The following is a 25,566-nucleotide window of genomic DNA, read 5'->3' on the forward strand; positions in this document are numbered from 1 at the left end:
CCCGCATGTCACCGCCCAGGATCGCCGGCCCAGCGCCGGCGATCTTTTTTTGTGCCTCTCCCAAGCACGGAAGCTTCTGTGGGGGAAGCCGGCCTGCGCGGGACACGCCGTGAGACTTCCCTTCAAGTGCGGAAGCTTTCGTGGGGGAAGCCGGTGGCCCGGCCTGTGCGGGACACGCCGTGAATACATCCATGTAGGCTCCTCGGCGGCATCCATGCCGCCGACGGTCCCGCACAGGCCGGGCCACCGGCTTCTTGGCAAGTGAGCCGGCGTGCGTGGGAACAACCAGCCGAAGCGACGAACCTCCAACCTCGCGCAGTCGCTGCCCGGCGGGCTGGGGGTGCGGAGAGTGGGCCATGGATGGCCCACGACCCGACTTAAAGACAGGAGGTCGTCAGGAGGGCGCAGCACCCCCAGCCCGCCGGGCGGCGACTCCGTCCGAAGCCGATCTCACGAACGCAGGCCACCGATGGTCCACGCCCCGACTTGAAGACAGGAGGTCGTCAGGAGGGCGCAGCACCCCCAGCCCGTCGGGCGGCGACTCCGTCCGAAGCCGATCCCCAGATTGCAGGCCGGGTTGGCCTGCGCCCCGACTTGAAGACAGGAGATCGTCAGGAGGACGCAGCACCCCCAGCCCGCCGGGCGGCGACTCCCTCCGAAGCCAATCTCACGAACGCAGGCCACCGATGGTCTACGACCCGACTTAAAGACAGGAGGTCGTCAGGAGGGCGCAGCACCCCCAGCCCGCCGGGTGGCGACTCCGTCCGAAGCCAACCTCCGGTTCCGTGCCGGCCCCCGCCGGGAGAGAAGTTTTTCGCACACGCCGTGCGCATCGCTACCATGCGCGCATGCCCCGTCTCGACGAGCTATTGCGCAATGCCACGGCCCGCATCGATGGCGCCGACGCCGCGCTGCTGCTCGCGCACGCACTTGGCCGGCCGCGCTCCTGGCTGTATGCGCATGGCGACGAGGAGATCGACGCAGCGGCTGCGGAGGACTTCATGGCGTTGCTTGCGCGCCGCGAAGCCGGCGAACCGGTCGCCTACCTCACCGGCCATCGCGGCTTCTGGCGCTTCGACCTCGCGGTCACGCCCGATACCCTGATCCCGCGCCCGGAAACCGAATTGCTGGTGGAACTGGCGCTGGCGCGCCTGCCGCCCGCGCGCGCGCTGCGGATCGCCGACCTGGGCACCGGCAGCGGCGCGATCGCGCTGGCGCTGGCGCACGAACGCCCGCGGGCGCAGGTCGTCGCCACCGATGCCAGCACCGCCGCGCTCGCGGTCGCGCGCGGCAATGCCCGCGCCCTGGGCATCGCCAATGTCGAGTTCCGCGAAGGCGACTGGCTGGCGCCGCTGGCGGGCGAGCGCTGCGACCTGATCGCCGGCAATCCGCCGTACGTGGCCGTCGGCGATCCGCACCTGACCCAGGGCGACCTGCGCTTCGAGCCGGCGGCCGCGTTGTCCTGCGGCGACGACGGCCTCGCCGCGATCCGCACGATCGTGCGCGACGCGCCGGCGCATCTGCTGCCGGGCGGCTGGCTGCTGCTGGAGCACGGCTGGGAGCAGGGCGCGGCGGTGCGTGCGCTGCTGCAGGCCGCCGGCTTCACCGCCATCGCCACCGAGCGCGACCTGGAAGCCCGCGACCGCGTCACCCTCGGCCGCCTCCCGGTGGCGGGTGCGCCCGGCTGATCGCCAGGCAGACGCGGCAAGCCCGCTACACTGTCGCCATCGCACCACGGAGCTCCCCATGCACACGCTCTATCCCGAGATCGAGCCTTACGACACCGGCATCCTCGACGTCGACGCGCGTCACCGGCTCTACTACGAGCAGTGCGGCAACCCCGCCGGCAAGCCGGTGGTGCTGCTGCACGGCGGCCCCGGCGGCGGCTGCAGCGCCAAGATGCGGCGCTTCCACGACCCGGCGAAGTACCGCATCATCCTGTTCGACCAGCGCGGCAGCGGCCGCTCCACCCCGCACGCGGACCTGGTCGACAACACCACCTGGCACCTGGTCGCCGACATCGAGACGCTGCGCAACCGGCTCGGCATCGACAAGTGGCAGGTGTTCGGCGGCAGCTGGGGCTCGACCCTGGCGCTGGCGTACGCGGAAAAACACCCGCAGGTCGTCACCGAGCTGGTGCTGCGCGGCATCTTCATGCTGCGGCGCTGGGAGCTGGAATGGTTCTACCAGGAAGGCGCCAACCGCCTGTTCCCGGACGCCTGGGAGCACTACATCGCCGCGATCCCGCCGGTGGAGCGCGCCGACCTGATCAGCGCCTTCCACCGCCGCCTGACCAGCGACGACGAAGCCACGCGCCTGGCCGCCGCGCGCGCCTGGGCGGTGTGGGAGGGCGCCACCAGCTTCCTGCACGTGGACCCGGATTTCGTCACCGGCCACGAAGACCCGGCGTTCGCGCTGGCGTTCGCGCGGATCGAGAACCACTACTTCGTCAACGGCGGCTTCTTCGAGGTCGAGGACCAGCTGCTGCGCGATGCGCCCGCGATCGCCGACATCCCCGGGGTGATCGTGCACGGCCGCTACGACGTGGTCTGCCCGATCCAGAACGCCTGGGACCTGCACAAGGCCTGGCCCAAGTCCGAGCTCATCATCAATCCCGGCTCCGGCCACTCCGCGTTCGAAGCAGAACACGTCCACGCCCTGGTGACGGCGACCGACCGCTTCGCCTGAGCGCAGCCGGCGTCACGCCGCGCCGCCTGCCTTCCCCGCATCCCGTGCGAGATCCCGGCTTGGCCTTCCCTTCTCCCCGCATGCGGGGAGAAGGTGCCGAAGGCGGATGAGGGGCGCTCTTCAGCTCTTCGCTCTTCGCTCCTCGCCCTTACACCCCTGCGACAGCTCCGCCCGGCCTGGAGAGCAAATTGCCCCGTCGATGGAGCCAGGAGCGGCGGCGGGCGGGCACGACCAAGCGTTGCGGCGGCCGCCTGCCTCCGTCCTGGCGGCCCGGCGCCCTGACATCCGAATCAAACCGGGCCGCGAAGCTTCGGCTCGAAGGAATTGTCAGGCCGTGGACGTTCAGGCACGAACCGCCGCTTCGATTGCGGCGATGTCGATTTTCTTTTGCTTCATCATCGCCGCGATCGCCTTGGCGGACACCTCCTTGTCGGCCTTCAACGTCAATTCCGTCAGCCGCCTCGGGAACACCTGCCACGACACCCCGTAGCGATCCTTGAGCCAGCCGCAGTGGCTTTCCTCGCCGCCGTTGGCGGTTAGCGCTGCCCAGAGCCTGTCGGTCTCTGCCTGGTCGTCCGTCTCGACCGCAATCGACACCGCCTCGGACAGGGTGAACATCGGCCCTGCATCGAGGATCTGATACGGCACCCCGCCCAGCGTGAAGTCGATCAGCCAGGCGGCGCCATCTCCGGAGATATCGAAGGTCGCCTCGACCCGGCTTCCCGGAATCAGGGCGCAGTAAAACTCTGCGGCCTCACGCCCGCGACCGTCACGGAACCAGAGGCAGGTACGTATGGAACTGGTCATCGCATTGCTCCTCGGGTGAGTGGGTCGATGCAGTAGTTTCGTACGGTCCAACGCCGGAATTAAGCCGCGCCGCGAAGTGGCGGCGCCTGGACGAATTGTCAGGCGCTACTGTCGATGATGATGAGCGTGCCGTGGCTTCCTTCCGCCACGGCGTGCGGCACCCCGGCAGGCACTATGTAGACCTCTCCGGTGCCCACACGCGTCACCGCCGCTCCGATCTGCAGGTTCATTTGCCCCTCCAGGACCAGCAAGGCCTCGTCGAACGCATGCGATTCGTTGGGGTACGCCCCGCCATCCATCCGGACGACCTTGAGGTTGGCGCCCGCAGCCTGGCCGACCACCCTGGAATGCCAAGCCTCGTCGAGGGACGATGCGAGGGCGACGAGATTTGTGTGTACAGCCATCATGCAACTCCACTACCGCGCCATTCCAGGACCGCCCTCAGGACTGCGGATCGAACCCGAAGATGCGCAATTCTTGTTCGCATCGGCAGGCCTTCGCAATGCGCGCAGCCCACGCGACGGCCTCCTCGCGCGAGGGCAGTTCGAGCACGGTGAAGCCGCCGTCAAGCGGGGGCGCCCACGGGTAGCCGCCCGCGGCGACCGAACCGTCGGCCGCGACGAGCACGGGCGGCACGTCTTCGTCGATGCCGCCGCCGAAGACGTAAACACCGGCGGCCTTCGCCTGATCGATCACGGCGTGCGCGTCGCGGCCCACCGCCTCCCACTCGCCGTCGGGCACGTCCATCGCCGCGCTGGGGAAGGAGATCAGATACTTGGCCATGGTGCGCTTTCCCTGGAGATCGGTGACGGTTGCGAAGTACACGCGCGTGGCCCGACACCTGAATCAAGCCGCGCCACGAAGCGGTGGCGGCGGGGGCGGATGTCAGGCCGCGGGCTCGCGCCATGCGACCCGCTGGACCTGGCAACCGGCCCTGAGCGTGTTGTGGACTTCCGCCAGGCGATCCGTTTCTGCGAGCAGCAGCTCGATCTGCCCGGGAGGGGCGGACGACTCGATCTTGGCGGCGTAGACCACCGCTTCCGCTCCACGCCCGACCCCATCGAACTGCGTGCTGGCGACGACCTCACAGCCGCTGATTTCGATGCCGAGCCGAGCCGCCTCGCGGTAGAGGTCGTTGCAGTAGCAGGTCGCCAGTGCAGCCATCAGCAACTCGCCGCCATTTACGGAGCTGCCGGGGCCGGCGGCCTTCGCGGACACCGCCAGCCGCTGCTCGACGCCGGCCGTGGAAAGCCGAACTTCGTGCTGGTTCGAGTGGTTGCGGACGTGGGCCGAAATTTCCATATGCGAAATTCCTTCCTGAGCGGCCTAACACCCTGAATGAATAGTTAGGTGCCGATCTCACTTGTCCAGCATCCTGTTTACAGACGCAACTCTATCGCCGTCAGCTGAGTAGAGCTCAAAGGCCACTGTGCCACGGGAAACTGCTACCCCCGGAGCTGCTTCTACCACGAGCCGAAGACTGCCATTTGCTTTGGCGCGCAGCCGATATGGCGGAGAGAGAGCGGCAGTGCCGCGGTTGCCAGACGCGACTACGCTGTACGACACGGTAGGCGGTGCGGCGCCTGAGATTGCAGCGTTGTCCGCTGTTGAGGCGTAAGCCATTCCGGGGCCATACCTGACTTCGGACAGTAGAAGATCGTTCGCACCGCTGTTTTCCAGGTAGAGGTCGTAGGCGCGTTCGTCCGAGCCTTGGTCGGCAGCTTGAACTAACTCAACGCGCACAGGGGTATTTGACCCAAACAGATTGCTTGGCAGATTACGCGGGCTGGGCAATGCGGCGATTGGTTCGGGGTCAAAGTACTTGCGCCACAGTTCACCGAGTTTGTCCAGATTGGTAAGGAACGCCGTGATGCCCGCGAGCAAAGCCGCCGTGAGGGCGACAGCCTTCACGCCACGAGCTAGGCGGGTGGGCTGCTTCTTCTTCGGGCGCTTGCTAACAGCCATTGGCACCTAACACTCAAGTTAAGCCGAATTGCAGCGCGTAGCTGGCAACATGGCAAGCTCTTTCTGCCATGTTGCCGGCGTAGCGATGCAATTTCGGCTTGAATGCACTGTTAGGCGGCACGGGTAAGTAGCCATGAGAGCCACCAGCTAAACGCGAGAAACGCTAGCACCACCGGAAGCGCGACAAGAATTCGGATGGGCGAGAAGGGGCGCGGTGAAATGGACTGCCCATGGCGCGACGAGAATAGCCAGCCGAAGAATGCCTCTCCAAGCACATAGAGGGGCGGCCCGAAGAGAACTAGCAGGATCCATTGCAAATATGACTTTGGCAGATCTGGCCAAAACTGGAATGCAAGAAGAGCTGCTACGAGCAGCCATGCGACCGCCAAGGCGATAAATCGACGAGGTAGCGAATCAGCTTTCACCCGTGCGACTCCTCTTGCGTGTGCCGCCTAACGCTCAAGTTAAGCCGCATCGTGCAGCGGGTTGGGCCAGGTGGCAAGCTCCACCTTCCGCCTGGGCCAGCCCGCGAAACGATGTCAGCTTGAACGCATTGTTAGGTCTCATCTGCTGGAGCTCGAAGTACCGTTTTGGCGAGCTCATTGAGACTCGAAAAGTATGGGTTGGCGCTGAGACCGCGGATGCTTGAAATTATCTTCGCAAGGTCAGGGTGATCTGCGGACGGTACGAGATAGTACCCACCGCTGGCGACAACAAACGAGCCACGGACGTTTGGGCTAGTGAACCGAGCTCCAAGCGCATGCCCTTTGTCGTCCCAGAACAACCACCCTCCATCCTCAACGTCAACGCCTTCGCAGTGGGCCATCGCGTCTCCCGGAGACGCAAAAACGTAAAGTTGGCATTCGTCGGTGGCCAGAGCGAAGACTATGGGACCTAACGCTCAAGTTAAGCCGCAGCGTGCAGCGGGGTGGGACAGGTGGCAAGCTCCACCTGCCGCCTGGCCCGGCCTGCGGAACGATGTCGGCTTGAACGCATTGTTAGGCCCCATCTAGTAATCCGCAACCACTCGCCATTGCGCTCCGTCACGCTGAAGTCCTGCCACCCATGGGCCACCGCTCCCGTCGCAGAATGTTCTGGCCACGAGAGCAAGCGCCATCCCTGTCGATTCTTGCACTGCTGCTCTGCTGATTCGAACTAGCCTGGGACTTAAAGATCCACGACAACTTCCGGGCTCGCCCAACGCGGGTAGCTTCTCAGTGCTACTAACATAAATCACGCCTGGTAGCTTCGGATCTATGTTACTCGTCTGGGTCTGTGACAGGTGATCAAGCAATTCTTGTAAAGGGATAGGTAGTGAAGAATCACCGCGATTGACCAGCGATCCTTGAGGCCTAATCGTCGCCACTTCGTACTTGTCCCACGGCCCGCCGTGGTCTACTGATCGGAGCGTGGCTGATACTCGATCAAAGTACATTGGCTCCCTTAAGCAGTTTTTCTGCGAAGGACTACACAGAGGTGGCTTTCTGAGTTCGTTAGTGAGGAGGCTTCTCACGATCATGGCTTGATCGGAATCAGATGCAGCCACGAAGTCACGCTCTTGAGCGCGCTTGGCCTGCAGCTCAGTCCAAGAATCCATGGCTAAGGGATAGACAAAAAGTCCGGCCACCACTATTGCACCTGCAGCGCTCAAGGAAGCTATGGCAGACGCTCGAATCTTCGACATGGGGCCTAACACCTGAATTAAGCCGAGCCGCGAAGCGGCTTCGGCTTGAATGAATTGTTAGCCCCCGGGCTTGGAGGCTGAGTATTGATCTAGGATGTGGACAAAGAATTCGGTTAGCTCGGAAAAACAAGCTGCGATCTCGGACCAGCTGGACTCCGGGTACTTTGTATCAAACTGCGTAATCAACAAGTTGATGTGACTGCCGTTGTCATCAGAGATCATTTCCGAGGCAGAGAACAGTTGCTGCTCTGAAAAGTGCACAGAGCCAGAGGTTCTATCGTAGGTATCGGAAACCCAGGTAAGGGTTTTGGACAGGCGCTCAATCAAGTACTGGTCAGTGAGCCTCTTTCCATCGCTGCATCTGAATGATCTAAGCTTTTCGCCGCCAATTACGCGCCTAGCAAGATCTTCGCGATCGGAAACGTATGTATAAGCAAGGACACGGCTGACCGTGTCAATTTGCATTCTTACAATTGCTCGGCCGCAAAGCATGTTCTTAGCGTTGATCATAGAGATCAAACCGTGGCCCAGCCCTAGCGTGCGTTTTGTCGCGCCGGCAAGGATCAGGTCCGTGTAGTACATGTTGCTGCCTTCCTTGCCGAAAGCGCGCAGCATCGCGCTCGGAACCTTGTCCAGAGCGTCGTTGAGGTTCTGAAGTGCGCTGCTTAGTGTCACCGGGGGCTAACGCTCAAGTTAAGCCGAATTGCAGCGCGTAGCCGGGCACATGGCAAGCTCTCTGTGCCATGTGACTGGCGTAGCGATGCAATTTCGGCTTGAACGCATTGTTAGGCGCGTGCATTTGTACTATCTGTCCAATACACACAGGTGCGCTGTCGCCTCAGTAGGAAGAAGCTCGCGCTTGAGAGTGACACCATCCGACCGTTCTGTGTCGACGTGGACAAATCTGCCGCGCTCAAATTGGAGATTAAGTATCTTCTCGTCAAGCCCGGAATTGGCGGCATTAGGTTTCAGTAGAGGCACCCTAATTGAAAAATGATCTGTCTCCACATCCCAGACGCTGAGTGCGTCGAGACGTGGCCACCAGCCATCCATGCTTTTGACTGGAACAAACGATCGCACGCCTGCCGCCGGATACACGCAAATGGCCTCCAAGGTTCCGTCGGAACGTGTTGCGGCTCGTAGGCGAAGCCCCTCCTCCGTTGTAACGTCAGTTTGGGAAAAATTTGAGCGGATAGGAGTTGTCGCCCCCGCCGAGGAAAAAATAAGAAGACCAGCAAGTGTTGCTGCAAAGCATTTCACGATAGATCCTCGAGACTCTGCTTTTTTGCGCGCCTAACACCTGAGTTAAGCCGCGCCGCGAAGCGGCGTCGGCTTGAATGATTTGTTAGGGCGCACCTGTGTGTCCCAACGCCGTGCCATCTTGGACGTAATAGATGGTCTTGACACCCTTGTGCATATCCTTAAGTTCGAAGCGCATCTTGTGCGCACAAACGCACATTGCGGCAGTTCCGGATGGCGACTTGGTAGGCAATAGAACTGTTGCTGAGTCTCGGTACTCCCGCAACTCCGGTGTGCCCGGCAAGTAGGCGCAATTGAGTTCAGAGATCACATCCAAGAACACGGAGGTACCTGAGCGAGTGGCTTCGACGACAGCCGCTTTGTCTCGAGGGATCTCGCTCTCACAAGCCTCCGAGTCCGAGACGAGGGCAATTTGTCCGGCGTGAGCGAAGCCGCAAACAAGAGCAGTTCCGAGGAATGCTTGCAGGATGGCAAGATGCTTCATGTGCGCCCTAACGCCTGAATTAAGCCGAGCCGCGCAGCGGCTTCGGCTTGAATGAATTGTTAGATTGCAATACCGCCGACCACATATGCGGCGGACACAATGCTAAGCGCAGACTGGGCAATCACAAGAGCTACTTGAAGCTGGCTGGCTTTCGCATGGTGGCGCCCAATCACAGCATAGTCGCCTGCCTTTGCAATCTGGGTGATGTGTTCGTTGAAGCGATTGAGAGGCCAGAACAGGCCGCGGTTGACTTGGCTGTACATTGATTCGACATCTAGAGGAATATCGCTACTCGCTAGTTCGGCGCCAAAGTTTCTGCCATCTTCAGCCGCGGTGGTGCTTGCCAGGACGAACGCGGCCAGGAGCTTTTGAAGTGCGGCAAAAGTTGCGGCGACCAAGAAGAAAGACGCACCGACTTTGAGACTTGATGCACTGAGGTGCTCGCTGAGCGAAGAAAAGTTGGCGATGAGTAGGCCGAATGCGGCGCCAAAGCCAGCGAGCAACCAGCTAGAGAATTTATCCACGGTAAGGCTAAGTTTCTGCGCCCCGGAGGAAAGGATGCGACCAGCTGCAAGGCTCGTTTGCAGCGCTATTGCGGCCTTCTGATCCACTGCGCACTCCCCCTGTGCAATCTAACACCTGAGTTAAGCCGCGCCGCGAAGCGGCGTCGGCTTGAACGAATTGTTAGAGCCCACCTGCACTGAAGCTAACCCAGAGCAGATAGGCCAAAGCGAATGCAAGGATGCCAAGCGCGAAACAAAAATAGAAGCGATTGCGACGAGCTACCTCTGCCGATGACTGATGAACTACGGGTGCAAGTGTCCAAAAGACAATTTGCAGCAATGCAAGAAACACGAGAAGCAGCCACAACTTATGAACGCCAAGTGCAGGTATGGGTAGCAGGAGGCCTATGACAAGGGCAAGCAGGTGCAGTAGAAAAACGGATCGCTTCCAGCGGCGTGAGAACTCGAGTGGCTTCCCGCAGGTTGTACAGACCTGTGGTTCTCCGAATGCAGCGAGGCCGAGGCGACTATGAGCACTGGGATTTAGGCAGTCGGCAGTCATAATTTCTGTCGTGGGCTCTAACACCTGAGTTAAGCCGAACTGCGTAGCGCAGGCAACGGCGTGGCAAGCTTTCTTTGCCACGCCGTTGCTGGAGCGAAGCAGTTTCGGCTTGAACGAACTGTTAGGGCGCAAGGTAGCAGAAGACCAGAGCAGTCGGGCGCGAAGCGCACGGCAAGTCCCCGCATGCAGCTGCCTGTGCCGTCCGAAAGCCGAGCTGTGCGAGCGCACCGCGAAAGTCTGCGAGGAAACGCAGCACCCGACGAAAGTGCTTGCATGTCTGCTGCCGCGAGAAGCCGCGGGCGCCAACCGATGCCGAGGCAAGCACGAGCCGTTGAACGATGCAGGCGCCGAGCGCCAGGAACCCAACGGAAGAACCGGTTGGCAAGCTGCGCCTGCGCACCGCTTGGCGCAGCTACGGAAGCATTGCTCTAAGCGGCCTAACGCCTGAATTAAGCCGAGCCGCGTAGCGGCTTCGGCTTGAATGAATTGTTAGGTGCCGGGCTCCGGGTACAACACGAACCCAAAGCCAGACGCCTGTGCATCTCGGAATGCTTGACCCACAACATCTTCTCGGCCTTCGAATTGGACGTAGTTTGTCACCTCTTTGGAGCGCTCCGTCTCCATGCGGGACCAGCCCTTGCCGCCCAGCTCCGAAGAAGCCCGCTCCTCTGCCGCGTCCAGATCGGGTGCTGCAATGAAAAGCAAAGCCGCAAGCTTTGTGCCGGCTGCAAAGCGAGGATTCGCTTCGGATGCTTCGAGATTTGCGCGCAGCAGCAGCATGGCACCTAACACTGGAATTAAGCCGACGACAAGCGCGTAGCGATTGGCGTTCGGCTTGAATGACGAGTTAGACCGCGAATCTGGAGAGACACATGGACGACATGAAAATCAACGTGAAAATGATTACCGGATCAGTTGAAATGAAAACGTGGTTCGAGGCAGACATGCAGCCAAGCGGTGATTGGCTTCTGTCTGGCAATAGCTGCGCGATCCATCGGCGCGCCGACGGGAGTATCCGCGACGTGAAGTTCCACAAGACCGGCTGCAACATGACGATACCAATGGGCTACAGCCCGCCCAGCTTTTTCGACCGCCTGTTCAACCGCAAGCGGTCTAACACCTGAATTAAGCCGCACCGCGAAGCGGTGTCGGCTTGAATGAATTGTTAGGGCGCATCTGCGATGACCCACGGCAGCTCAGCTATGAAACTACGGCACACCGCGCCCTCTACGCGAAACTCTTGCTGTGCCAGTGGCGATGGCGCAGTGAATGTGAAATCGAATACCCCTGACGGATCTAAGTCAGAGCCGTCTGTGAGCGGTGCTTTTCCGAAGAAATAGTACTCCCCACCGTACAAGTGCTTGCCTGGCTCGGTCTCGTTGTATTCGTACGTCTCGGCAGGTAACGCAGGATCGATTCCCGCGCCTGCGAAGAAGGCAAGTACGTCTTGTGGGAATGGACTAGTGCCGAGTGCTCTGAAGTTGACGCAGTAAGCGCACGAGCACTGATATGGAGAAGCGGCGGCAATCGATTGGTAGGCACTTCGAGTGCGATCCGGGTCTACCACAACACTCAACCCACGAATCTCGATGGTCTCCATATGCGCCCTAACACCTGATTAGCTCCAACTCGGAGCGGTAACGACCCGATATTCAGCTCGCTGGATTGCCCTGTCAATTCCGCTTATTCAATGATTTGTGTGCGGAATCGCGGCGCCTGGGGCGGCGCGCAACAGATCGAAAGCCGGGCGATAAGAAATAGCACCGCGGTTTCGGTGATATGCACGGCTGTTTTCAGCCGGGCCATCATCCGGTCGTCATGCGATCGGCGTGCCGTCCGGGTTGCGCTCCAGCATCCACAGGCCGGCCCACAGCTTGAGGTCGAGCTCGTAGCCTTCGCGGTGTTTTTGCATCAGCCATGCCGGCGCGTCGGCGCGCGGGATTTCGTGCACGACGATGTCCTCGGTGGCGTCGCCGCCGCCGGGGCCGACGCGGGTGAGATCGGTGGCGCGGACAAAGGCGATGCGCTCGTTGCTCATGCCCGAGGAGGTCGGGCCGACCAGCAGCACTTCGACCTGGGCCGGGTGCCAGCCGGTTTCCTCGATCAGCTCGCGGCGCGCGGCGTCTTCCAGCGTGTCCTCGCCGGGCTGGTCGCCGACCAGGCCGGCGGGCATCTCGATGGTCTTGCCGCCCAGCGGGATGCGGGTCTGCTCGACGAACAGCACGCGGTCGTCCGGGGTGACGGCGATGATGATCACCGCCATGCCGTCGGCGTGGGTGCGCTCGGCGTATTCCCAGCGGCCGCGCTGCAGCAGGCGCAGCCATTTGCCTTCGTACAGGGTGCGCAGCGGCGCGGTGAGGTCGGCGGCGTGGTCCATGTCCATGCGCCGATGCTACCGCGCGGTTGTGACCGGCGTGGCGAGCGGGCGGCCCCTCATCCGCCCTTCGGGCACCTTCTCCCCGCAGGCGGGGAGAAGGAAGCGGCCCGCAGGGGGAGAAGGTGGGCGGCCCGCAGGGGGAGAAGGTGGGCGGCCCGCAGGGGGAGAAGGTGGGCGACCCGCAGGGGGAGAAGGTGGGCGGCCCGCAGGTGGGGAGATGGAAGGAAGGCGGCCCGCAGGCGGAAGGGAGGAACGGCAGCCGTCGCGTTATTGCGGCGTGGCGTAGTCCAGGCCGGCGGCTTCGTGCAGGCGGCGGCGGGTCAGCGGGCCGAAGCCCAGCGTGTCGCACAGCGCGCGCAGGCCGCTCGCATCGGCGGCGGCGCGGGTGAAGTCGCGGTCGTGATCCAGCGGCGTGTCCAGCGGCGCATCCAGCGCGATCGTGCTCAGCTGCCGGCACAGCAGCGCCTGCTCGCGGTGCGCACGCAGCTTCGGCGCCGCGGCCGCGGCGCCGCGGAAGCGCAGGAAGGGGATTTCGTCGATGCGCGCCAGCAGCGCATCGAGGCTGCCGAAGTGCGCCAGCAGCACCGCCGCGGTCTTGGCGCCGATGCCGGGCACGCCGGGGATGTTGTCGACCGCGTCGCCGCACAGCGCCAGGTAGTCGGCGATCTGGTGCGCATCGACGCCGTGCCGCGCCTTGACGCCGGCCGCGCCCCAGCGCTGGCCGCGGGCGAAGTCCCACTGTTCGTCGTCGGCGCCGAGCAGTTGCGACAGGTCCTTGTCGGCCGACACGATCACGCCGCGGTGGCCGCGCGCGCGGGCGCGGTGCAGGGCGCTGCCGATCAGGTCGTCGGCTTCGTATTCGCGGTGCGCCAGCGTCGCCAGGCCGAGCGCGCCGCACAGGGTCTTGCAGTGCCCGAACTGGCGCTTGAGCGCTTCCGGCGCCGGCTCGCGGTTGGCCTTGTAGGCCGGATACAGCGCGTTGCGGAAGCAGCTGTCCAGCGCCTCGTCGAAGGCGACGGCGATGTGCTGCGGGCGCGCGCGCTCCAGCAGCTCCAGCAGGAAACGGGCGAAGCCGTGCACGGCATTGGTCGGCCAGCCGTCGGCATCGTGGAACTCGTCGGGCATCGAGTGCCAGGCGCGGAACACGTACAGGCTGGCATCGACCAGGTACAGCGTCGGGCGTGCGCGGCCGTCGCTCATGCGGGCCGCCCCGCATCCATTTGCGGCGGCGGGGTCCAGTCGCTGAGCAGTTGCAGCGGATCGGGGCGGGTGCGCTCGGGGATGTCGAGCTTGGGCGTGCCGATGTGGATGAAGCCGGCGATGCGTTCCTCGTCCTCCAGGCCGAGCAGGCGCCGGATCGCCGGGTCGTAGGCCGGCCAGCCGGTCAGCCATTGCGCGCCGAAACCGCAGGCCTGCGCCGCCTGCAGCAGCGCGAAGCACACGCACGAGGCCGAGGAGAAGCGTTCGGATTCGGGGATCTTCGGGTCCGGCCCGAGCCGGGCGATCACCGCGATCACCAGCGGCGCATGCGCGAAACGGTGACGGTCCTTGTCCAGATCGACCGGACCGATGGCCGGATCGCGTTCCAGAGAGCGGGCGACCAATGCCGCGCCGAGGGCGTGGCGGGTGTCACCCGCGATGCGCAGGAATCGCCACGGCGTGCGTTTACCATGGTCGGGTACGCGCACCGCGGCGCGCAGCATGCGTTGCAGCGTGGGGTCGTCGGGACCGGGGGCCGCGAGTTGCTTGGCGGGGACCGAGCGACGCGTATTCAGGCAGTCGAGACTTACGCTCATGGTTCGGCCGGTACTGGGATCGTCATCACGGATTCCATTCATGCATGTAGGCGAGGATCGTTGCGACAATTTATTCACGTTTGCGTCATTTTTTGCCGTTGAACGTCGACGCAAGGGGAATTAGCGGTGTCCACTCATCCTACCGGTCTGGCCCAGGTGTCGGCATCCGATCCGGCACGCCTGCTCGATGAACTCAAGCGCATCGCCGTGGAGCAACTCGGCGCGGTGCCGGGCGGCCTGTACGGGCCGATCGAGGATCAGCTGCACGACAGTCTGCGCGTGGGCAGCGGCGGCGGCCAGCGCAAGGACCTGATGACGGTGCTGGCCCTGCGCCAGCGCAGCGCCGGCTTCGTGATGCGGTTCCGCGAACTGGTCGCGCGCAGTTTCGACGATTTCCGCGGCCGCGGCTTCCTCGGCAAGCCGTCGATGCCGATGGGACTGGTGCGCGAGAACGAGCTCGACTTCCACCTCGCCGGCCAGCGTCTGGCCGAATCGATCGGCCGCCGCTACCAGCGCCCGCTGGAAATGCTGGACCTGCGCTTCGAGTCGCTGGCCGCCGCCCTGGGCGTGCCGACGGCCACCAACCCGGTCGGCGCGACCCGCCTGGCCGGAGCGTTCCTGCAGACCTTCCGCGACGCCGACATCTCCGAGACCCTGCAGCCGCTGCTGTTCCGCCAGTACGAACAGGAACTGGCCAAGGTGCTGGGCGAGCTCTACGGCCGCCTCAACACCGAGCTGGCGGCGAAGGGGTTCCATGCCGACCTGCGCCGCGATCCGGCGGCCGCACCCGCGGCGCCGGCAGCGGACGCGACCGGCTTCGTGCCGGGGGTGGCACCGGCCGCGCCGGAGCCGACGCCGACTGCGAGCGCGGCGCCCAGCGCAGGTACCGACCTGTTCCGCACTTCCGCCGAGGCGCGGGTGCAGCACCAGCGCCTGCGCGACCTGCTGCACCAGTGGCGCGACGGCATGCTCGGCAACCAGGCCGTGCCCGACGGGCAGGGCCCGGAGCGCCGCCTGCCCGGGCGTCGCGAACTGCGGGTGCAGGAGCTGGTCAGCGTGGCCTCGCTGCTGCAGCGCGACCATGCACGCCAGTTCGAGGCGGCACTGAACGGCAAGTGCGGGCTGCACGAGGCGATCCGCGAAGAACTGCTGGAAGGCGCGCGCCGGCTCGGGCTGGATCCGGACCACACCTGCCTGGACCCGGCGCAGGAAGACGCGATCGACCTGACCGGGCTGCTGTTCGAGTCGCTGCTCAAGAGCCATGCGCTGGTGCACGAGTCGCGGCGGCTGTTCGCGCGGCTGGTGATGTCCTACGTCAAGGTCGCGCTGACCGACGAGAACCTGTTCGTGCGCCCGGACCATCCGGCGCGGCGCCTGCTCGACGCGCTGGCGCTGAGCTGCGAAAGCAACGACGGCGCCTCACCGCAGGATCGCGAGCTGCTGCAGCGCGCCGGCGCGCTGGTCGAGCGCGTGGTCTGCGAATACAACGAGGATCTGGCGATCTTCGAACTCACCGCCAACGAGCTGCGCGACCAGCTGGAACAGCAGCGCCGCCGCGCCGAGGTGGTGGAGCGGCGCTCGGCGGAAACCGTGCATGGTCGCGAGCGCCTGCTGCAGGCGCGGCTGCAGGCCGCCGGGGTGCTGGCGCAGCGCCTGTCCGGGCGTGAGCTGACGCCGACCATTGGGCTGTTCCTGGAGCGCCACTGGCAGCATCACCTGGTGCAGGTACTGCTGCGCGAGGGCCAGGCCTCCGAGCGCCACGCCCAGGTGATGGCGCTGGCCGACGAGCTGATCGCGGTCGACGAGGCCGCCGCCCGCGGCGCCGGCAGCAACGTCGCCGAGCGCGTGCTGGCCCTGCATGCGGGCCTGGTGGAATGCCTGTCCAGTTCCGGCCTGGACGACCAGGTCGCCAGCGAATGGATGGCGGGGCTGGCGCGGACGCTGGCGTTCCCGGACACCCCGCGCGAGCAGCGCCCGCAACCGGAGATGCCGCAACTGGCCGACGACAGCGACGATACCCGGCTGTTGCGGGTCGTGGGCGGCAATGCCGCGCTCGACTTCGACCCGGAAGTCGCCGCACGCATGCGCGACCTGCGCCCGGGCGACTGGCTGCGGCTGCACGAGCACGGCGTCGGGGGCTCGGTCAAGGTCGCCTGGATCAGTCCGCTGACCTCGCGCCTGCTGCTGGTCAACCGCCGCGGCGTGCGCAAGCTGGTGGCTTCGCCCGAGCAGCTGGCGGGGCTGGTCAAGAGCGGGCAGCTGTCGGTGGAGGCCGACGAGTTGCCGTTCGACCAGGCGATGCGCCAGGTGCGGGAGACGCTCGGCCAGGCCGCGCGCGCTGCCTGACTGCGCGCGGCCTGCGCGCATTCGCTAGGATGCGCGGATCGAGGCGACGGAGCCGGGCATGGCGGTGATCATTGGAGTGGCGCGGGAAACCGCGGCCGGCGAGCGTCGCGTGGCGCTGACGCCGGAGACCTGCAGGAAATTCGTCGCCGCCGGCGCCAGCGTGCGGGCCGAGCGCGGCCTCGGCCGCGGCGCGCATTTCCCCGACCAGGCCTACGCCGCCGCCGGCGCGCAGCTGGTCGCCGACGCCGACGCGGCGCTGGCGGGCGCGGACCTGGTGCTGTGCGTGCAGCCGCCGCCGGCCGCCATGATCGAACGCCTGCAGCACGGCACGGTGCTGGTCGGCAGCCTGCAGCCGCAGGCCGATCCGGCGCGTGCAGCCGCGTTGCAGGCGCTGGCGATCGTCGCCTTTCCGCTGGAGCGGCTGCCGCGCACCACCCGCGCGCAGGCGATGGACGTGCTCAGCTCGCAGGCCGGCATGGCCGGCTACAAGGCGATGCTGATCGCCGCGCAGCTGGCGCCGCGCTTCTTCCCGATGCTGACCACCGCCGCCGGCACCATCCGCCCGTCGAAGGTGCTGGTGGTCGGCGCCGGGGTCGCCGGGTTGCAGGCGATCGCCACCGCCAAGCGGCTCGGGGCGCAGGTCGAGGGTTTCGACGTGCGCCCGGAAACGCGCGAGCAGATCCAGTCGCTGGGCGGCAAGTTCCTCGACCTGGGCGTCAGCGCCGCCGGCGAGGGCGGCTATGCGCGTGCGCTTACCGACGAGGAGCGCGCCGAGCAGCAGCGCCGCCTGAGCGAGCATCTGAAGACCATCGACGTCGTCGTCTGCACCGCCGCGGTGCCGGGGCGGCCGGCGCCGAAGATCCTCGATGCGGCGATGGTGGAGGGCATGCAGCCCGGCAGCGTGATCGTCGACCTGGCCGCGGAAACCGGCGGCAACTGCGAGCTGACCCGGCCCGGGGAAACCATCGAGCGCGACGGCGTCGTCATCGCCGGGCCGCTGCACCTGGCCAGCAGCGGCGCGCTGCACGCCAGCGAGATGTACGCGCGCAACGTGTTCAATTTCGCCAGCCTGCTGCTCAAGGACGGGGCGCTGGCGTTCGACTGGGACGATGAGCTGCTGGCGAAGACGGTCTGGCCGCAGCCGCCCGCGGCCGCGGCTCCCGCCGCTGCCGCGTCCGCGACCTGAGCTGCGGCCACCGCATGCGCGCCTGAGCCGCGCCCACCGCATCCGCGACCTGATCCGCACCTGCCGTGCGCCGGGGCAGGAGCGAGGTGTGAGTCGCGATGCCTGTCGGGCGCGGCATCGCGACTTGCGTCGCGCCTGCGGTAGAGCCGGCCCTGGGCAGGGCGCGCGCGCGGCGGGCAAGCCGCCGCGTCAGTCGTTCGCGCCGGGCGGATACGCCTGCACCCAGGCGCGGCGCTGCTCGGGGGTCATCGCGCGCCAGCGCTCGCGCAGGGCCTTGCGCTGTTCCGGGGTCATGGTGCGCATCTGCCCGAACAGCGCCCGCATCTGCGTGCGGCGCTCCGGATCCATCCGCTCCCAGCGGTGCAGGCCGTGGCGCGCGCGGGCGCGCTGCTCCGGGGTCATCGATCGCCAACCCTGCGCGTGCGCGTAGATCCGTGCGCGCTCGTCGGGATTGGCGTTCCAGCGCTCGCGCAGCGGCGCGATCAGCACTTCGCGCTGTGCCGGGGACAGTTGCTCCCAGGCCGGCAGGGCGGGGGCCGGCGCCGTCGCAGCCTGCGGCGGCGGGGTCGGGTCGCCGGCCAGGGCGGTGCCGGCGGCCAGCGCCAGCAGCAGGCCCAGGCGGGCCAGGCGGAAAGTCGGGGGGGGGGTGCGCATGGGGGGTTACTCCGAGGCGAGCGTGACGGCATCGCGCGATGCCAGCCACAGGTAGAAATCGGGATCCTGGTCGAGCGTGGCCGGGGCGGTGTCGACGGCGGCCGGCTGCGTGGCCAGCGGCAGGCCGACGCCCGGCGCCGGGTCCGGCGTGCCCGGCCCCCGCAGCCCGAAGGCCAGGGCCAGCACCAGCGCGGCGGCCGCGCCCCAGGACCAGGCCGGCATCCGGGGCGGCTGCGCCCGGACTTCGCCGGCGAGCGCCGCCTGCAGGCGGTGGTGCAGTTGCGCGCGGGCGCGCGGCGAAAGCGCCGCCAGCGCCTGCCGGTGGTGCGCGCGCGCGGCGCGGTCGACGGCAGGCGCGTCGAGGTCGCGGCCGGGCTGCGGGGGGGTGTGTTCGTTCATCGCCAGTCCTCCAGTTGCTGCTGCAGCGCGGTCCGCGCGCGCGACAGGTGCGTCTTCACCGAGCCCTCGCTGCACCCCATGACGCGCGCGGTGGTCGCGACGTCGAGTTCCTCCAGCACCCGCAGCGTGAACGCCTCGCGCTGCCGCCGCGGCAGCGCCGCCAGCGCCGTCGCCAGCCGCGCGTAGCCTTCGCGGCCGTCGTGGGCGCGCGCCGGGTCGGGACCCGGGTCGATCCAGTCGATCCCGCCGCTGTCCTGCGCCGGCGCCGGCAGCAGCCAGCGCAGGCGGAAGTTGCGGCGCCGCTGCAGGTCGACGACGCGGCTGCGCAGGACACTCCAGAACAGCGGCGGCCACTCCGGCGCCGGGCGCGTGCGGTAGGCCAGCATCTTCAGCATCGCGTCCTGGACCGCGTCCAGGGCGTCCTCGCGCTGGCGCAGGCCGAGTTCGGCGAAGCGGAACGCGCGCGGGCCGATCTCGGCCAGGAACCGCTCCAGCGTGGGCGCCGGGTCGGCCGCGGCCGTGGCCGCGGTTGCGGCGTCGGGGAAACGGTCCTCGGCGGCGGGGGCGTTCACGCGCAGCAGCATAGGGCGGGCGGCTCGACCCCGGTATCGCGGCGCAGCGGCGTGCTGCAGACTGGAAAACGCGTCCGCAGGTCTGGGGTTGACCGCGGCGGCCGCCGGATCGCGGCCCGCGGCGCGGCCGGGCCGCCGCCGGCGCGGTTATGATGCGGCCACCACCGCGCGGGGAGGCACCGATGGGCGACGGATTCGTGGCGCTGTACGTGTTCATGCTGGCGGCGATCGCCGGCCACGTGATCATCTCGCGGGTGCCGGTGATCCTGCATACGCCGCTGATGTCGGGCTCCAACTTCATCCACGGCATCGTCCTGATCGGCGCGATGGTGGTGCTGGGCCACGCCGATACCCCGCTGGAGAAGGCGATCGGCTTCGTCGCGGTGCTGCTGGGCGCCGGCAACGCCGCCGGCGGCTACGTGGTCACCGAGCGGATGCTGGAGATGTTCAAGACCAGCCGCAAACCCGGTGCCGGCCAAGCCGGGGACAAGGCATGAGCTGGCTGCCGCTGCTGGTGAAGACCAGCTACTTCATTGCCGCCACCTTGTTCCTGCTCGGCCTGCAGCGCATGGCCAGCCCGAAGACCGCGCGCAGCGGCATCCAGTGGGCCGGCATCGGCATGCTGATCGCCACGTTCGCGACGTTCCTGCTGCCGGGGCTGCACAACCTCGGCTTGATGGTGGTCGCCATCGTCATCGGCGTCGGCCTGAACTGGGCGTGGGGCCGGAAGGTGCCGATCACCGACATGCCGCAGATGGTGGCGCTGTTCAACGGCATGGGCGGCGGCTCGGCGGCGGCGATCGGCGCGGTGGAGCTGCTGCGCTTCTCGCTCGCCGGCACCGCGCCGCCGCCGCGGCTGACCCTGGTGCTGGGCGTGGTCGGCGCGCTGATCGGCGCGGTCTCGCTGTCGGGTTCGGTGATCGCCTGGGCCAAGCTCGACGGGCGCATGGACAAGCGCTACACCTTCCCCGGCCAGCAATGGTTCAACGCGCTGGTGGCGCTGGCCGCGGTGGTGCTCGGGGCGCTGGTGGTGCAGTCGCTCGGGGTGCCGCTGGTGATCGCCTTCTTCGTCGCCGCGCTGGCGCTGGGCGTGCTGATGACGCTGCCCATCGGCGGCGCCGACATGCCGGTGGTGATCTCGCTGTACAACGCCTTCACCGGCCTGGCGGTCGCGTTCGAGGGCTACGTGCTGGGCAACGAGGCGCTGATCATCGCCGGCATGATGGTCGGCGCGGCCGGCATGCTGCTGACGCGGCTGATGGCCAAGGCGATGAACCGGCCGATCTCGGGCGTGCTGTTCTCCAACTTCGGCGGCGGCAGCGGCCAGGCGCAGGCGATCGCCGGCGCGCAGAAACCGATCGAGGCCGGCGACGTCGCCGCGATGATGGCCTACGCCGAACGCGTGGTGATCGTGCCCGGCTACGGCATGGCGGTGGCGCAGGCGCAGCACAAGATCTGGGAACTGGCGCAGCGGCTGATCGAGCGCGGGGTCAAGGTCAAGTTCGCGATCCATCCGGTCGCCGGGCGCATGCCCGGGCACATGAACGTGCTGCTGGCCGAGGCCGGCGTGCCCTACGACCTGATCGCCGACATGGACGACATCAACCCGGAGTTTCCCAATACCGATGTCTCGCTGGTGATCGGCGCCAACGACGTGGTCAACCCGGTGGCCCGGACCGATCCGGCCTCGCCGATCTACGGCATGCCGATCCTGGATGTGTCGCAGTCGAAGAACACCGTGGTGATCAAGCGCGGCAAGGGCACCGGTTTTGCCGGCATCGAGAACGCGCTGTTCTACGCCGACAACACGCGGATGCTGTACGGCGACGGCGCGGAGATGGCCGGCGCGCTGGTCGCCGAGCTCAAGGCGCTGGACGGCGGCCACTAGCGGCGAGCGCCGCCAGCAGCAGCGCCGCCGCCAGCCAGGCCAGGTCGGCCGGGCGGTTGGCGAGCCCGGCCAGGGTCCAGGCGTAGCGCGGCCCGAGCCGCAGCGCCGATTCCCACGGCAGCAGGCCCAGCAGCCGGCCGACCTGCGCGGCGGCGATCCCCCAGTTGGCCAGGACGATGGTGGCGGCGGTGGCGGCCACCGCCGCCAGCGCGCGCGGCCAGCCGGCCGGCGCCCGCGCCAGCCGCAGCAGCAGCGCCGCGTCGAGCGCCGCGAGCACCGCCATCCAGCTGCATTGCCGGTCGCGGATCAGGGCAAGCAGGATCCAGGCGGCGGCAAAACCGCCGCTGCCCAGCACCAGCAGGGCGGATGCCAGCCAGCGCGATGGCCGCGCCTTGATGTCGATCATGGCAAGGCTCCATGCCTGCGCAAACGCCACAGCATAGCGTCCGCGCGGCGCTAGAATGGCGCCGCCGCCCCTTTTTTCCGGTCCCGATGAACATGTATTCCCGCAGCAGCGAACCCGTGCGCTTCGAACGCGACTGCGCCGCCGTGCTGGTGCCGCAGGGCGACGCCGTGACCCTGCCGGCCGGCAGCGTCGGCTACATCACCCAGGCGCTGGGCGGCAGCTACACGGTGTTCGTGGAGGGCAACCTGTTCCGGATCGCCGGCGAGGACGCCGACGCCATCGGCAAGGAGCCGACCGCGCCGCTGGCGCTGGAAGACGCCACCGACGACGCCGTGGAGGAGCTGGTCTGGCGCCAGCTGCGCACCTGCTACGACCCCGAGATCCCGATCAACGTGGTCGACCTGGGCCTGGTCTACGAGGCCGCGGTCCTGCACCGCGACGACGGCCAGCGCCTGGTCAAGGTGCGGATGACCCTGACCGCGCCCGGCTGCGGCATGGGCGACATCCTGATCGAGGACGCGCGCAGCAAGCTGGAGCTGATCCCGACGGTGGCCGAAACCGACATCCAGCTGGTGTTCGACCCGCCGTGGACGGCCAGCATGATGTCCGAAGCCGCGCGCCTGGAAACCGGAATGTACTGAGCGCCGGCGGCGGCGCTGTAAACGGTTCCAGAAAAGTTGGAACCGGTTACGTTCCAGATCCGTGATGCAGATCACGCTTTCGACGCCCGAATTGCTGCGCGTGCAGCTTGAGTTGCCGCGGGGTGTCGCTTAGCGTCAGTTTGCGGCCCGATTCGGGGGCCGCCCCAGGGTCCGATCTCGCAGCACCGGCGTCGTTGCCGGGCCGTGCCGGGCCCTTGCCGCTGCCGCGGCCCATTCCGAAGCTTCGGGGGAAGCATGGACGCTGGAAGGTTGTGCAGGCCGGTCGCGGGGGCGACCACGGTCACAGGCACCCGTGTGGAGGCGGTCGACGACGACGTCCAGTCGTCCGGCCGGCGCGAATGTGGGGAGCTCGACCGATCGCCCGCCGGGCGACCGCACCACCAACCGCAACCGTCAAAGGAACACACATGATGCAGTCCCGCAGTCGTGTTCGTTGTCTTGCCGTGCTTTCGCCATTGGCGTTCGCACTGGCCGCCGTGTCCGCGCAAGCGGCCACCCGGGTCGATCTGCACAAGCAGGATGCGACCCAGCTCTACAAGCAGTACAAGGCCGTCGGCGCGCAGCTCGGAATGCCGGTCAAGGCCGGCGACCGCCATGCCGAAATGCTGGCGCTGGACGCCGATTCCGGCCTGCGGCTGCTGACCAGCGCCACCGACCGCGACGGCACCCGCCACTACCGCTACCAGCAGACCTTCCGCGGCATCCCGGTGTTCGGCGAGCAGGTGATCGTCAGCGAAGGTAAGGACGGCGCCGTGCGCAGCCTGTTCGGGCACAAGGTGGAAGGGCTGGCGCGCGAACTGCCGGCGGTGGCCGCACGCGTCGCCAAAGCCAATGCGTTGACCCTGGCCCGGCATGCGGCCTTCGGCAACCGCGTGGCGGCGATGAAGATCTCGCGCGAGAAGGCGCAGCAGATGATCTTCGTCGACGACAACAACCGCGCGCACCTGGCCTGGGTCGTGGAGATGTTCGCCGACAGCGCCAAGGGCGGCGCGCCGACGCGCCCGTTCGTGATCGTCGACGCGCGCAGCGGCAAGGTGCTCAAGCACTGGGACGGCCTGACCACCGCCGACATCGGCACCGGCCCCGGCGGCAACCAGAAAACCGGCCAGTACGAGTGGGGCTCGGGCGGCATCTACGGCTACCTCGACGTGGCGCAGAGCGGCTCCACCTGCACCATGAACAACGCCAACGTGAAGTCGGTGAACCTCAACGGCGGCACCAGCGGCACCACGGCGTTCTCCTACACCTGCCCGCGCAACACCTACAAGACCATCAACGGCGGCTACTCGCCGATCAACGACGCGCACTTCTTCGGCGGCGTGATCACCAAGATGTACCCGGCCTACACCGGCTACAACGCGCTGTCGTTCCAGCTGGTGATGCGCGTGCACTACAGCAGCAACTACGAGAACGCGTTCTGGGACGGCTCGACCATGAGCTTCGGCGACGGCGCCAGCACGTTCTACCCGCTGGTCAGCGCCGACGTCGCCGGCCACGAGGTCTCGCACGGCTTCACCGAGCAGCACTCCAACCTGACCTATTCCGGCCAGTCGGGCGGCATGAACGAAGCCTTCTCCGACATGGGCGGCGAGGCCACCGAGTACTACTGGAAGGGCAGCAACGACTTCCTGGTCGGCAGCGAGATCTTCAAGGGCAGCGGTTCGCTGCGCTACATGTGCAACCCGACCCAGGACGGCGGCTCGATCGACAACGCCGCCGACTACACCAGCGGCCTGGACGTGCACTACTCCTCGGGCGTGTACAACAAGGCGTTCTGCACCCTGGCCAAGACCGCGGGCTGGGACACGCCGAAGGCGTTCAAGGTCTTTGCCCGCGCCAACGCCCTGTACTGGAGCGCCAGCAGCACCTTCAATGAAGGCGCCTGCGGCGTGCAGACCGCGGCGACCGACCTGGGCTACAGCGTGGCCGACGTCACCGCGGCGTTCACCGCGGTCGGCGTGAGCTGCAGCGGTGGCGGCGGTGGCGGCAGCACCGGCGGCCCGCTGACCAAGGGCGTGGCGGTCACCAACATCTCCGCCAGCACCGGCAGCTCGGTGACCTACACCCTGGACGTGCCGGCCGGCGCCAGCAACCTGACCTTCACCATGTCCGGCGGTACCGGCGATGCGGACATGTACGTCAAGTTCGGCAGTGCCCCGACCGACAGCTCCTACGACTGCCGTCCGTACAAGAGCGGCAACTCGGAGAGCTGCACCTTCGCCACGCCGTCGGCGGGCACCTACTACGTGCGGTTGAAGGCGTACTCGGCGTTCTCCGGCGTCAGCCTGGTCGGCGACTACAGCACCGGCGGCGGTGGTGGCGGCGACGGGGTGCTGACCAAGGGCGTGCCGGTCACCGGCCTGTCCGCGGCCACCGGCAGCTCGGTCAACTACACCCTGAGCGTGCCCAGCGGTGCCAGCAACCTGACCTTCACCATGTCCGGCGGTACCGGCGATGCGGACATGTACGTCAAGTTCGGCAGCGCCCCGACCGACAGCTCCTACGACTGCCGTCCGTACAAGAGCGGCAATGCGGAGAGCTGCACCTTCGCGGCGCCGTCGGCGGGCACCTACTACGTGCGGCTGAAGGCGTACTCGGCGTTCTCCGGGGTCAGCCTGGTCGGCGACTACAGCACCGGCGGCGGTGGCGCGCAGACCTACAGCAACGGGAGCAACTACAACATCCCGAACCCCGGCACGATCGACAGCCCGATCACGGTCTCCGGCCGTAGCGGCAACGCTCCGAGCAACGCGTCGGTGTCGGTCAACATCGTCCACACCTACCGCGGCGACCTGCAGATCGACCTGGTCGCGCCGGACGGCTCGACCTATCGCCTGAAGAACTCCAGCGGCAGCGACAGCGCCGACAACGTGGTCGCGACCTACACCGTCAACCTCTCCACCGAGGCGTTGAACGGCACCTGGAAGCTGCGGGTCAAGGACGTGTACTCCGGCGACACCGGTTACATCGACAGCTGGAGCGTCACCTTCTGATTTTGCGAGTGTTGTCCCCACAGGACTTTCGACCCCGGCCTTGCGCCGGGGTCTTTTTATGGCTCATCTCCCGAGCGTGGGAACCTGTGAGAGAGAAGCCGGTAGCTCAGCCCGTGCGGCTTGGGCTGCGCGCCGCGGATGACGCCTGTCTTCGAGGGGGCTTTGAAGGCGCTGTCGTCATCCCCGCGAAAGCGGGGATCCAGTGTGTTGAAACCGTCAAAAACGAGATACGACCCGGCTTCGGAGGGAGTCGCCGCCCGGCGGGCTGGGGGTGCTGCGCCCTCCTGACGACCTCCTGTCTTTAAGTCGGGTCGTGGACCATCCATGGTCCACT

General features: G+C 66.6%; 24 protein-coding genes. 9 read left to right on the forward strand and 15 right to left on the reverse strand.

Annotation, left to right across the window (positions count from 1 at the left end):
• Positions 1-848: 848 nt before the first annotated feature.
• Together prmC and pip are read left to right on the forward strand one after the other, a co-directional pair.
• Entirely contained in the window at positions 849-1,688 is an 840-nt protein-coding gene (gene prmC, locus D0Y53_RS09960; RefSeq protein ID WP_117203075.1) for a peptide chain release factor N(5)-glutamine methyltransferase, read from the forward strand.
• Between the two features lie 58 nt (positions 1,689-1,746).
• Complete coding sequence (pip, locus tag D0Y53_RS09965) at positions 1,747-2,688, forward strand: prolyl aminopeptidase (protein WP_117203076.1); 942 nt, start codon at positions 1,747-1,749, stop codon at positions 2,686-2,688.
• Positions 2,689-3,030: 342 nt separating this feature from the next.
• Here pip and D0Y53_RS09970 read toward each other — a convergent pair whose 3' ends face one another.
• The 8 genes from D0Y53_RS09970 to D0Y53_RS12720 all read right to left on the reverse strand — a co-directional run bounded on the left by D0Y53_RS09970 (position 3,031) and on the right by D0Y53_RS12720 (position 10,733).
• A complete protein-coding gene (locus D0Y53_RS09970) occupies positions 3,031-3,495 on the reverse strand; it encodes a VOC family protein (protein WP_117203077.1) in 465 nt (154 codons plus the stop codon).
• A 98-nt stretch (positions 3,496-3,593) separates the two neighbouring features.
• Positions 3,594-3,899, reverse strand: coding sequence for a cupin domain-containing protein (locus D0Y53_RS09975; RefSeq protein WP_117203097.1), 306 nt, complete (start codon positions 3,897-3,899; stop codon positions 3,594-3,596).
• A 37-nt stretch (positions 3,900-3,936) separates the two neighbouring features.
• A complete protein-coding gene (locus D0Y53_RS09980; RefSeq protein WP_117203098.1) occupies positions 3,937-4,278 on the reverse strand; it encodes a YciI family protein in 342 nt (113 codons plus the stop codon).
• Positions 4,279-4,380: 102 nt separating this feature from the next.
• Positions 4,381-4,797 carry an OsmC family protein gene (locus tag D0Y53_RS09985; RefSeq protein ID WP_117203078.1) on the reverse strand — a complete coding sequence of 139 codons (417 nt, stop codon included), beginning with the start codon at positions 4,795-4,797 and terminating at the stop codon, positions 4,381-4,383.
• A gap of 57 nt (positions 4,798-4,854) precedes the next feature.
• The gene (locus D0Y53_RS12710; RefSeq protein ID WP_147319053.1) at positions 4,855-5,406 is read right to left on the reverse strand and encodes a hypothetical protein; all 552 of its coding nucleotides are present in this window, start codon (positions 5,404-5,406) and stop codon (positions 4,855-4,857) included.
• A gap of 1,795 nt (positions 5,407-7,201) precedes the next feature.
• A complete protein-coding gene (locus D0Y53_RS09990; RefSeq protein WP_233511742.1) occupies positions 7,202-7,819 on the reverse strand; it encodes a hypothetical protein in 618 nt (205 codons plus the stop codon).
• 1,128 nt (positions 7,820-8,947) lie between these two features.
• Positions 8,948-9,499, reverse strand: a complete 552-nt coding sequence (locus D0Y53_RS12715; RefSeq protein WP_147319054.1) for a hypothetical protein — start codon at positions 9,497-9,499, stop codon at positions 8,948-8,950.
• A 943-nt stretch (positions 9,500-10,442) separates the two neighbouring features.
• Positions 10,443-10,733: a hypothetical protein gene (locus D0Y53_RS12720; RefSeq protein ID WP_147319055.1), complete on the reverse strand. Its 291-nt coding sequence runs from the start codon at positions 10,731-10,733 to the stop codon at positions 10,443-10,445.
• 92 nt (positions 10,734-10,825) lie between these two features.
• Between D0Y53_RS12720 and D0Y53_RS09995 the strand changes: the two genes are divergently transcribed.
• Positions 10,826-11,077 carry a hypothetical protein gene (locus tag D0Y53_RS09995; RefSeq protein WP_117203080.1) on the forward strand — a complete coding sequence of 84 codons (252 nt, stop codon included), beginning with the start codon at positions 10,826-10,828 and terminating at the stop codon, positions 11,075-11,077.
• 692 nt (positions 11,078-11,769) lie between these two features.
• On the opposite strand, the gene D0Y53_RS10000 is transcribed toward D0Y53_RS09995, so the two are convergent.
• The 3 genes from D0Y53_RS10000 to D0Y53_RS13120 form a co-directional block, all read right to left on the reverse strand.
• The gene (locus D0Y53_RS10000) at positions 11,770-12,336 is read right to left on the reverse strand and encodes an NUDIX hydrolase (protein WP_233511743.1); all 567 of its coding nucleotides are present in this window, start codon (positions 12,334-12,336) and stop codon (positions 11,770-11,772) included.
• A gap of 261 nt (positions 12,337-12,597) precedes the next feature.
• Positions 12,598-13,530 (reverse strand): 5'-3' exonuclease, encoded by a 933-nt coding sequence (locus tag D0Y53_RS10005; RefSeq protein WP_233511744.1) that lies wholly within the window; start codon positions 13,528-13,530, stop codon positions 12,598-12,600.
• Complete coding sequence (locus D0Y53_RS13120) at positions 13,527-14,126, reverse strand: nitroreductase family protein (protein WP_158550636.1); 600 nt, start codon at positions 14,124-14,126, stop codon at positions 13,527-13,529. Before D0Y53_RS13120 ends, D0Y53_RS10005 begins: the two co-directional genes overlap by 4 nt.
• A 126-nt stretch (positions 14,127-14,252) precedes the next feature.
• On the opposite strand from D0Y53_RS13120, the gene D0Y53_RS10015 reads away from it, so the two are divergent.
• Positions 14,253-16,472, forward strand: coding sequence for a DUF1631 family protein (locus tag D0Y53_RS10015; RefSeq protein ID WP_117203083.1), 2,220 nt, complete (start codon positions 14,253-14,255; stop codon positions 16,470-16,472).
• A 58-nt stretch (positions 16,473-16,530) separates the two neighbouring features.
• Positions 16,531-17,658: an NAD(P) transhydrogenase subunit alpha gene (locus tag D0Y53_RS10020; RefSeq protein WP_117203084.1), complete on the forward strand. Its 1,128-nt coding sequence runs from the start codon at positions 16,531-16,533 to the stop codon at positions 17,656-17,658.
• 189 nt (positions 17,659-17,847) lie between these two features.
• On the opposite strand, the gene D0Y53_RS10025 is transcribed toward D0Y53_RS10020, so the two are convergent.
• The 3 genes from D0Y53_RS10025 to D0Y53_RS10035 are packed head-to-tail and all read right to left on the reverse strand — an operon-like array spanning position 17,848 to position 19,295.
• Positions 17,848-18,312 (reverse strand): DUF3106 domain-containing protein, encoded by a 465-nt coding sequence (locus D0Y53_RS10025; protein ID WP_117203085.1) that lies wholly within the window; start codon positions 18,310-18,312, stop codon positions 17,848-17,850.
• A gap of 6 nt (positions 18,313-18,318) precedes the next feature.
• On the reverse strand, positions 18,319-18,711 hold the full coding sequence (locus D0Y53_RS10030; protein ID WP_117203086.1) for a hypothetical protein: 393 nt from the start codon (positions 18,709-18,711) through the stop codon (positions 18,319-18,321).
• On the reverse strand, positions 18,708-19,295 hold the full coding sequence (locus tag D0Y53_RS10035) for an RNA polymerase sigma factor (RefSeq protein ID WP_117203087.1): 588 nt from the start codon (positions 19,293-19,295) through the stop codon (positions 18,708-18,710). The genes D0Y53_RS10030 and D0Y53_RS10035 overlap by 4 nt, the downstream gene beginning before the upstream one ends.
• A 170-nt stretch (positions 19,296-19,465) precedes the next feature.
• Here D0Y53_RS10035 and D0Y53_RS10040 point away from each other — a divergent pair, with 170 nt between their 5' ends.
• Positions 19,466-19,780 carry an NAD(P) transhydrogenase subunit alpha part 2 gene (locus D0Y53_RS10040; RefSeq protein ID WP_117203088.1) on the forward strand — a complete coding sequence of 105 codons (315 nt, stop codon included), beginning with the start codon at positions 19,466-19,468 and terminating at the stop codon, positions 19,778-19,780.
• Positions 19,777-21,171, forward strand: coding sequence for an NAD(P)(+) transhydrogenase (Re/Si-specific) subunit beta (locus D0Y53_RS10045; RefSeq protein WP_117203089.1), 1,395 nt, complete (start codon positions 19,777-19,779; stop codon positions 21,169-21,171). Before D0Y53_RS10040 ends, D0Y53_RS10045 begins: the two co-directional genes overlap by 4 nt.
• Here D0Y53_RS10045 and D0Y53_RS10050 read toward each other — a convergent pair.
• Positions 21,146-21,577 carry a hypothetical protein gene (locus D0Y53_RS10050; RefSeq protein ID WP_117203090.1) on the reverse strand — a complete coding sequence of 144 codons (432 nt, stop codon included), beginning with the start codon at positions 21,575-21,577 and terminating at the stop codon, positions 21,146-21,148. The two genes, D0Y53_RS10045 and D0Y53_RS10050, sit on opposite strands and share 26 nt — an antisense overlap.
• A 92-nt stretch (positions 21,578-21,669) precedes the next feature.
• Between D0Y53_RS10050 and sufT the strand changes: the two genes are divergently transcribed.
• Positions 21,670-22,218, forward strand: coding sequence for a putative Fe-S cluster assembly protein SufT (sufT, locus tag D0Y53_RS10055; RefSeq protein WP_117203100.1), 549 nt, complete (start codon positions 21,670-21,672; stop codon positions 22,216-22,218).
• Positions 22,219-22,649: 431 nt separating this feature from the next.
• Entirely contained in the window at positions 22,650-25,232 is a 2,583-nt protein-coding gene (locus D0Y53_RS10060; protein WP_117203101.1) for a pre-peptidase C-terminal domain-containing protein, read from the forward strand.
• The last annotated feature ends 334 nt before the right edge of the window (positions 25,233-25,566 follow it).

This window comes from Cognatiluteimonas weifangensis (genome assembly GCF_003416885.1).
GTDB lineage: Bacteria > Pseudomonadota > Gammaproteobacteria > Xanthomonadales > Xanthomonadaceae > Cognatiluteimonas > Cognatiluteimonas weifangensis.

Coding starts and splice junctions, on each gene's coding strand:
- prmC (WP_117203075.1), top strand. CDS start 849: ATGCCCCGTCTCGACGAGCTATTGCGCAATGCCACGGCCCGCATCGAT.
- pip (WP_117203076.1), top strand. CDS start 1,747: ATGCACACGCTCTATCCCGAGATCGAGCCTTACGACACCGGCATCCTC.
- D0Y53_RS09970 (WP_117203077.1), bottom strand. CDS start 3,495: ATGACCAGTTCCATACGTACCTGCCTCTGGTTCCGTGACGGTCGCGGG.
- D0Y53_RS09975 (WP_117203097.1), bottom strand. CDS start 3,899: ATGGCTGTACACACAAATCTCGTCGCCCTCGCATCGTCCCTCGACGAG.
- D0Y53_RS09980 (WP_117203098.1), bottom strand. CDS start 4,278: ATGGCCAAGTATCTGATCTCCTTCCCCAGCGCGGCGATGGACGTGCCC.
- D0Y53_RS09985 (WP_117203078.1), bottom strand. CDS start 4,797: ATGGAAATTTCGGCCCACGTCCGCAACCACTCGAACCAGCACGAAGTT.
- D0Y53_RS12720 (WP_147319055.1), bottom strand. CDS start 10,733: ATGCTGCTGCTGCGCGCAAATCTCGAAGCATCCGAAGCGAATCCTCGC.
- D0Y53_RS09995 (WP_117203080.1), top strand. CDS start 10,826: ATGGACGACATGAAAATCAACGTGAAAATGATTACCGGATCAGTTGAA.
- D0Y53_RS10000 (WP_233511743.1), bottom strand. CDS start 12,336: ATGGACATGGACCACGCCGCCGACCTCACCGCGCCGCTGCGCACCCTG.
- D0Y53_RS10005 (WP_233511744.1), bottom strand. CDS start 13,530: ATGAGCGACGGCCGCGCACGCCCGACGCTGTACCTGGTCGATGCCAGC.
- D0Y53_RS13120 (WP_158550636.1), bottom strand. CDS start 14,126: ATGAGCGTAAGTCTCGACTGCCTGAATACGCGTCGCTCGGTCCCCGCC.
- D0Y53_RS10020 (WP_117203084.1), top strand. CDS start 16,531: ATGGCGGTGATCATTGGAGTGGCGCGGGAAACCGCGGCCGGCGAGCGT.
- D0Y53_RS10025 (WP_117203085.1), bottom strand. CDS start 18,312: ATGCGCACCCCCCCCCCGACTTTCCGCCTGGCCCGCCTGGGCCTGCTG.
- D0Y53_RS10030 (WP_117203086.1), bottom strand. CDS start 18,711: ATGAACGAACACACCCCCCCGCAGCCCGGCCGCGACCTCGACGCGCCT.
- D0Y53_RS10035 (WP_117203087.1), bottom strand. CDS start 19,295: ATGCTGCTGCGCGTGAACGCCCCCGCCGCCGAGGACCGTTTCCCCGAC.
- D0Y53_RS10040 (WP_117203088.1), top strand. CDS start 19,466: ATGGGCGACGGATTCGTGGCGCTGTACGTGTTCATGCTGGCGGCGATC.
- D0Y53_RS10045 (WP_117203089.1), top strand. CDS start 19,777: ATGAGCTGGCTGCCGCTGCTGGTGAAGACCAGCTACTTCATTGCCGCC.
- D0Y53_RS10050 (WP_117203090.1), bottom strand. CDS start 21,577: ATGATCGACATCAAGGCGCGGCCATCGCGCTGGCTGGCATCCGCCCTG.
- sufT (WP_117203100.1), top strand. CDS start 21,670: ATGTATTCCCGCAGCAGCGAACCCGTGCGCTTCGAACGCGACTGCGCC.
- D0Y53_RS10060 (WP_117203101.1), top strand. CDS start 22,650: ATGCAGTCCCGCAGTCGTGTTCGTTGTCTTGCCGTGCTTTCGCCATTG.